Annotated in this window: 4 protein-coding genes; 2 read left to right on the forward strand and 2 right to left on the reverse strand. The window is 71.0% G+C overall.

The genetic code is table 11. From position 1 onward, the window contains the following. Positions 1 to 19: 19 nt before the first annotated feature. Positions 20 to 2,545 (forward strand): CHAT domain-containing protein, encoded by a 2,526-nt coding sequence (locus tag AC1DX8_RS12140; RefSeq protein ID WP_477630180.1) that lies wholly within the window; start codon positions 20 to 22, stop codon positions 2,543 to 2,545. Here AC1DX8_RS12140 and cysE read toward each other — a convergent pair. Beyond that, entirely contained in the window at positions 2,506 to 3,105 is a 600-nt protein-coding gene (gene cysE, locus AC1DX8_RS12145) for a serine O-acetyltransferase (RefSeq protein WP_477630181.1), read from the reverse strand. The genes AC1DX8_RS12140 and cysE overlap by 40 nt on opposite strands. A 47-nt stretch (positions 3,106 to 3,152) precedes the next feature. Further along, complete coding sequence (cysK, locus tag AC1DX8_RS12150) at positions 3,153 to 4,079, reverse strand: cysteine synthase A (RefSeq protein ID WP_477630182.1); 927 nt, start codon at positions 4,077 to 4,079, stop codon at positions 3,153 to 3,155. A 274-nt stretch (positions 4,080 to 4,353) separates the two neighbouring features. Between cysK and AC1DX8_RS12155 the strand changes: the two genes are divergently transcribed. Beyond that, on the forward strand, positions 4,354 to 6,672 hold the full coding sequence (locus AC1DX8_RS12155) for a (Fe-S)-binding protein (protein WP_477630183.1): 2,319 nt from the start codon (positions 4,354 to 4,356) through the stop codon (positions 6,670 to 6,672). Positions 6,673 to 6,851: the final 179 nt, after the last annotated feature.

Genomic DNA, 6,851 nt, shown 5'->3' on the forward strand with positions numbered 1-6,851 from the left:
CCACCAGGTCGCCGAGCTCTTGGCCCGAGCGCGGAACCTCAACGAGATCGGCCGGTTCCGCGACGCCGAGCGCTCGCTCCGGCGTGCCCTGACCCTGAGCGACGGGCTGGACGACCCCGAGCGGGTGCCCACCCGCGCCCGGCTCCTCATCACCCTCGCCTGGCCGACGCTGGCGCTCCACGGGCTCGACCAGGCGCTCGCGATGCTCCGCGAGTCCCGCACCCAGGGCGCCTCGCCGCGTCTGCACGCCCTCAGCTGGGTCCAGGAGGCGGTCGTGCACGTCTCCTGCCAGGACTGGCGCTCGGCGCTCACCGCCCTCGACATGGTGGGCGACGGACACGCTCTGCTGACCCCGGGTGAGGAGGTGGCTGCCCGGATCAACGGTGGCCTGGCGCACCTGTCACTGCTCGAGCTGGGCCCGGCTCGAGCCGACTTGATGGCCGCCCTCGAGCTGAGTGTCGAGCACGGGCTGGCCGAGAAGGAGTTCAAGGTCCGCCACAACCTGGGCTGCCTCGAGTACTACGCGGGCCGCCTGCCCGAGGCGATCGAGCTGATGCGCGAGGCCGACGAGATGGCCGTGCCGGTCGGTCGGGTGCGGGCCCAGCACGACCTGGCCCTGGTGCTGCTGGAGGTCGGGCTCCTCGACCAGGCTCGCGAGACCCTCACCCGGGCGCTCGCCGAGACCCGGCGCGACGGCCACCGCCTCGAGGAGGCCGACCTGCGGCTCGACCTCGCGACGACGGCGATGCTGCGCGACGACCTCTCGACCGCCCGTGAGCACCTCGCTGCGGCCGTCGCTGCCTTCCGCGCCCGCGGGGCTGGCGAACGGCAGCGCAGTGCCGCCCTGCTCCGCGCCTCGGTGTCCCTCGCCGAGGGCGTGGTGCCGCGCGGCCTCAACCGCACCCTGTCGCCCTGGCTGGACGTCGACCGACCGGTCACCCCCGACGAGCGCCTCGCGGCGCGGGTGCAGGTCGAGGCCATGCTGTTGCGGGGACAGGTCGACGACGCCGGGTATGCCGTGCAGCGTCTGCGTGGTCGCGTGCGCCAGGGCTTCGCGGCTGACATGCACGATCGCCTCCTGGTGGCGAAAGTCGCTGCAGCACAGGGCAACACCATCAAGTCCCGACGGACAGTCCGCGCGGCGATGAACCGTCTGACAGAGCGGCAGGCGCCGAGCCAGAGCGCCGAGATCCGGTCGGCCCTGGCGTTGCACGGGCGACGGCTGGCCGACTTCGACGTCAACGACGCCCTGGCGAGCGGTTCCGCAGCCCGGGTGTTCGAAGCGGTCGAGCGCTGGCGGGCCGTGTCCCACCGGCTGCCGCTGCTCTCGGCTCCCCTCGACGAGCGGTCGGCGGAGCTGCTCGCCGAGCTGCGTCAGGCCCGCCGCGAGGGGGTGGCCAGCGGCGAGGAGGGGGCCCGGCAGCGGGCCCGCGCGGCACGCCTGGAGTGGGAGGTCAGCCGGCTCGACTGGGCCCGCGTGGAGCAGGACGACGTCGCCGCAGCGGGGGCGCCCATCGGTCACCGCACCACCCGCGGGCTGCTGAGCTCCCGCGGGGAGCAGGCCCTCGTGTGGGTGGCCCAGGAGGGCGAGGAGTACGTGCTGGTCGTCACCGGGCAGGGCAGCAGGCTGCACCACCTCGGCCCGGCCGCGGAGATCGGCGCCCTGGCCGACCGGCTCACCCGCGACCTGCGAGCGCACGCCTTCGCGGCGACCAACCCAGCCATGGAGGCCGCGGTGGGACGGGCGGTGGCCGAGTCGGTCGCGGCCCTCGACCACCGGCTGCTCTCCGACCTCCGCCTCGGCGACGGCCCCGTGGTCGTGGTGCCCGGCCGCACGCTGATGGCGGTCCCGTGGGGCATGCTCCCGGGCCTGGCGGGGCGCCCGGTCACCGTGGCCCCGTCGGTGACTCGTTGGGCCACCCCCCTGCTGTCCCCCGGCGCTGCTGCCGCCGGCTCCCTCGCGGTCACGACCCTGACGGGTCCTCGGCTGCTCCGCGCGGGCGCTGAGTCAGCGGCCGTGGCCGACGCGTGGCGGTCGGTCGGCGCGGAGACGGTGACCCACCCGACGGCCACGGCCCAGTCGGTGCGCGACGCGCTGGTCAGTGGCGGGGTGGTGCACGTCGCCGCGCACGGGACGCACGAGCCCCAGAGCCCGTGGTTCTCCTCCCTCCACATGGCCGACGGACCGGTCTTCGCCCACGAGCTCCCGCGGCCGGCCACCGCGCCCCACGTCGTGCTCTCCGCGTGCGACGTCGGCCGGCTCGACCCCCGGCCGGGCGACGAACCGCTGGGGCTCACCGCCGCGCTGCTCGCCCTGGGGGTGCGCAGCGTGGTCGCCCCTGTTGCGCCGGTGTCGGACGCGGTGGCGGAGAAGGCGATGGTGAGCTACCACCAGCAGCTGGCCTCCGGTCGCACGGCCTCAGCCGCGCTGGCAGCCACGCTGGTGCAGCACCCGGCCGCGGGTGCCTTCTGCCTGTTCGGCACCGACTGGGGGCCCGACCCGGGTCAGATCCAGAGCGCCGGGTCCTTGAACATCGCCTCGTAGGGGTCCTCGGTCCCGTGCGGGAACCGGACCGTCGCGGGGATGCCGGTGGCGATGGCCCCGGCCGGGATGTCCTTGACCACGACCGAGTTCGCCCCGATCTGCACGTCGTCGCCGATGTGCACCGGGCCGAGGACCCGGGCGCCGGCCCCGATCGTCACCCGCGAGCCGACCGTCGGGTGCCGCTTGACGCGCTGCATCGACCGGCCACCGAGGGTGACCCCGTGGTAGAGCATGACGTCGTCGCCGACCTCGGCGGTCTCCCCGATCACCACACCCATCCCGTGGTCGATGAAGAACCGGTGGCCGATGACGGCGCCGGGGTGGATCTCGACGCCCGTCACCGACCGCACGAAGGTCATCACGACCCGCGCCACCGGCTTGGTCCACCCTCCGCGCAGCCACAGCCGGTGGGCGAAGCGGTAGGCCCAGATCGCGTGCAGCCCGGGGGCGTTCAGCGCGACGTCGACCCGCGAGGTCGCAGCCGGGTCACGGGCGATCGCCGCGTCGAGGTCGTCGACGATGCGAGTGCGTGCGCGCCTGGCATAGAGAGCGAGGGTCATCGGGTTCCGTTGCAGCAGAAGGGATCGTGCGGTGACAGCGGGTGCCGTCAGTCGAGGAGGTCGGAGAAGAGGATCGTCGACAGGTAGCGCTCACCGAACGACGGGATGATGACGACGATGGTCTTGCCGGCGTTCTCGGGACGGGTCGCGACCTGGTTCGCCGCCGCGAGGGCCGCGCCCGAGGAGATGCCGACCAGCAGGCCCTCCTCCTTGGCCGCACGCTTGGCCCACTCGACGGCCGTCTCGGCGTTGATGTCGATGACCTCGTCGTAGATGTCGCGGTCGAGGATCTCGGGCACGAAGTTGGCGCCGAGGCCCTGGATCTTGTGCGGACCGGGCTCGCCGCCGTTGAGGATCGGCGACTCCGCGGGCTCGACCGCGATCATCTGCACCCCGGGCTTGCGGGCCTTGAGGACCTGTCCGACGCCGGTGATGGTGCCGCCGGTGCCGATCCCCGCGATGACGATGTCGACCTGGCCGTCGGTGTCCTTCCAGATCTCCTCCGCGGTCGTCTTGCGGTGGATCTCGGGGTTGGCCTCGTTGGCGAACTGCTTGGCGAGGATGCCGCCGCGCTCGGCCGCGATCTCCTCCGACTTGGCCACGGCGCCCTTCATGCCCAGGGCTCCCTCGGTCAGGATGAGCTCGGCGCCGTAGGCACGAAGCAGGGCCCGCCGCTCCTTCGACATGGTCTCCGGCATCGTGAGGACGACCTTGTAGCCGCGCGCCGCTCCGACCATGGCCAGGGCGATCCCGGTGTTGCCGGACGTGGCCTCGACGATGGTGCCACCGGGCTTCAGCGCACCGGCCGCTTCGGCGGCATCGATGATCGAGACCCCGATGCGGTCCTTCACCGAGGAGGCCGGGTTGTAGAACTCGAGCTTCGCGGCGACGAGCGCGTCGCTCTCGATGATCCGGTTGATCCGCACCAGCGGGGTGTTGCCGATGAGCTGGGTGACGTCGTCATAGATGGGCATGCGCGCTTCCTTGCGTCGGTATGCCGCGGGCTGGCCGCGGCGCGAGGTCATGGGCCTTCGTCGGGTGCAGCGAACCCGACGTTATGAATATTCCAACAGATCGTTATGCGCGTTGGCAATCAGCGCCCGGTGGGCGGGCGCGCCGACGCGACCACGCGGCATACCCCGGACGCGACCACGCGGCATACCCCGGGGGACAGGTGTCCCACTCTGGGCCTTTGATGCTGCTCACACAGCCCTAAGCAGGCGCTTACCGGCCAGTAGAGTGGCCGCCATGTCTGCGCTCCAGATCGTCGCACTCGTCGTGTGCCTCGCTGTCGCCCTCACCGGCATCGCGTTGTTCGCCCGGGTGATCCGGCAGTTCCTGTCCGTCTTCCGCCTCGGCCAGCCCGATGCCACCCGCACCGGTGACAAGGGGACGCGGACGGTCACGCTGCTGCGTGAGTTCCTCGGTCACACCCGGATGTCGCGGCTGCCGGTCGTCGCCGCGGCGCACTGGTTCACGATGATCAGCTTCGGGGTGCTGTTCTTCACGCTGCTCAACGCGTTCGGCCAGCTCGTCAAGCCCGACTTCGCGCTGCCGCTGATCGGGCACTTCTTCCTCTACGAGTGGGTCACCGAGTTCTTCGCGTGGACCGGGCTCGTGGGCATCGTGACGCTGATGGTGATCCGCCAGAAGAACCACCCGCGCTCGGCTGCCGGCGAGGGTGGGCGACGGTCGCGGTTCTTCGGGTCGACCTTCTGGCAGGCCTACTACGTCGAGCTGACCATCCTCGGCGTGACGATCTGCATCATCACCCTGCGGGCGCTGGAGTACGCACTCGACTTCAAGGGCGGCACCACCGGCTTCACCGGCAAGGGCCACGCCGACGCGCTGCACTACCCGCTGACCGGGTGGCTCGGCGGGCTCTTCGACGGCGCCTCGGTGGACACCCTCGAGAACGTCATCGTGGTCGTCGCCGCGGTGAAGATCCTCATCTCGTTCGCGTGGATGATCACCATCTCGCTGCAGCCCACCATGGGTGTCGCCTGGCACCGCTTCCTCGCCTTCTTCAACATCTTCCTCAAGCGCCACGCCGACGGCCGCACCTCCCTCGGCGAGCTCCAGCCGCTGATGGTCAAGGGCGAGCCGGTCGACTTCGAGAACGTCGAGGACCTCGACGAGGACGCCGCGCTCGGGGTCGGCAAGGTCGAGGACTTCACCTGGAAGGGGCTGCTGGACTTCACGACCTGCACCGAGTGCGGCCGCTGCCAGAGCCAGTGCCCGGCCTGGAACACCGACAAGCCGCTGTCGCCCAAGTTGCTCGTAATGACGCTGCGCGATCACGCGCACGCCAAGGCGCCGTGGCTGCTGGCGACCGAGGAGTCGCGCGCGGGCCTCGGCGAGGACGCGGCAGCGCTGGCCGAGGTGCCGCTGATCGGCGACACCGGCTACGACATCAGGAACCCGCTCGCGGCCTACAACCCGCACGGCCCCGACGCCGTCATCGACCAGGACGTGCTGTGGTCGTGCACCACCTGCGGCGCGTGCGTCGAGCAGTGCCCGGTGGACATCGAGCACGTCGACGCGATCGTCGACATGCGTCGCTACCAGAACCTCATCGAGTCGGCGTTCCCGAACGAGCTCAACGGCCTGTTCAAGAACCTCGAGAACAAGGGCAACCCGTGGGGCATGGCCGCCCGGGCCCGGCTCGACTGGGCCAAGGACCTGCCGTTCCCGGTGAAGATCCTCGGCCAGGACGTCGACTCCGCCGACGACGTCGACTACCTGTTCTGGGTCGGCTGCGCCGGCGCCTACGAGGACCGCGCCAAGAAGACCACCCGCGCCGTCGCCGAGCTGCTCGACCAGGCCGGGGTCACCTTCGCGATTCTCGGCGACGGAGAGTCCTGCACCGGCGACTCCGCCCGTCGCGCCGGCAACGAGTTCCTCTTCCAGATGCTCGCCCAGCAGAACGTCGAGACCCTCAACGAGGTCGGCGCCACCAAGATCGTCGTGACCTGCGCGCACTGCTTCAACACCATCAAGAACGAGTACCCCCAGCTCGGCGGCAAGTACGAGGTGGTCCACCACACCCAGCTGCTCAACCGGCTGGTCCGCGAGAAGAAGCTCGTCCCGGTCGCCCGCCCCGCCGACGTGCCCGGCAAGTCGTCGAACAAGGACGTCGCCTCGACCGCCGAGACGGTGACCTACCACGACCCGTGCTACCTGGGCCGGCACAACGGCGTCTACGCCCCGCCGCGCGAGCTGATCGGCGCCCTGCCCGGTGTCGAGCTGCGCGAGATGGAGCGCACCAAGGAGAAGTCGTTCTGCTGCGGCGCCGGTGGTGCCCGGATGTGGATGGAGGAGAAGCTCGGCACCCGGATCAACACCAACCGCACCGAGGAGGCCATCGGCACCGGCGCGGAGCGGATCGCGATCGGCTGCCCGTTCTGCCGGGTGATGATGTCTGACGGCCTGACCGCCGCCCAGGCTGAGGGCAAGGGTGCCGATGTCGAGGTCGTCGACGTCGCCCAGATGCTGCTCGCCGCCGTCAAGCGCCGCGACGACGAGCCCTCCCCCGCCGAGGCAGCCGAGCCCGTCCCGTCCGCCTGACCCTCGCCGCCCCTTCGAGGAACCTTTGCTAGCAAGGCCTGCTTGTTCGCGGACACGGTGCAACCTGTGCGCGAACGAGGAACTTTTGCTAGCTGTACTGACCTGACAGGTTGGTCAAGCGGGTGATGGGTGGCTTGTTCTCGCAGGCGGTGTGGGGTCGGTGGTGGTTGTACTCGTGG

The sequence above is a fragment of the Pedococcus sp. P2_A3 genome, assembly GCF_056405035.1.

Bases quoted from the DNA above. Each gene is read 5' to 3' on its own strand.
- AC1DX8_RS12155 (WP_477630183.1), top strand. From the start codon at position 4,354: ATGTCTGCGCTCCAGATCGTCGCACTCGTCGTGTGCCTCGCTGTCGCC.
- cysK (WP_477630182.1), bottom strand. From the start codon at position 4,079: ATGCCCATCTATGACGACGTCACCCAGCTCATCGGCAACACCCCGCTG.
- cysE (WP_477630181.1), bottom strand. From the start codon at position 3,105: ATGACCCTCGCTCTCTATGCCAGGCGCGCACGCACTCGCATCGTCGAC.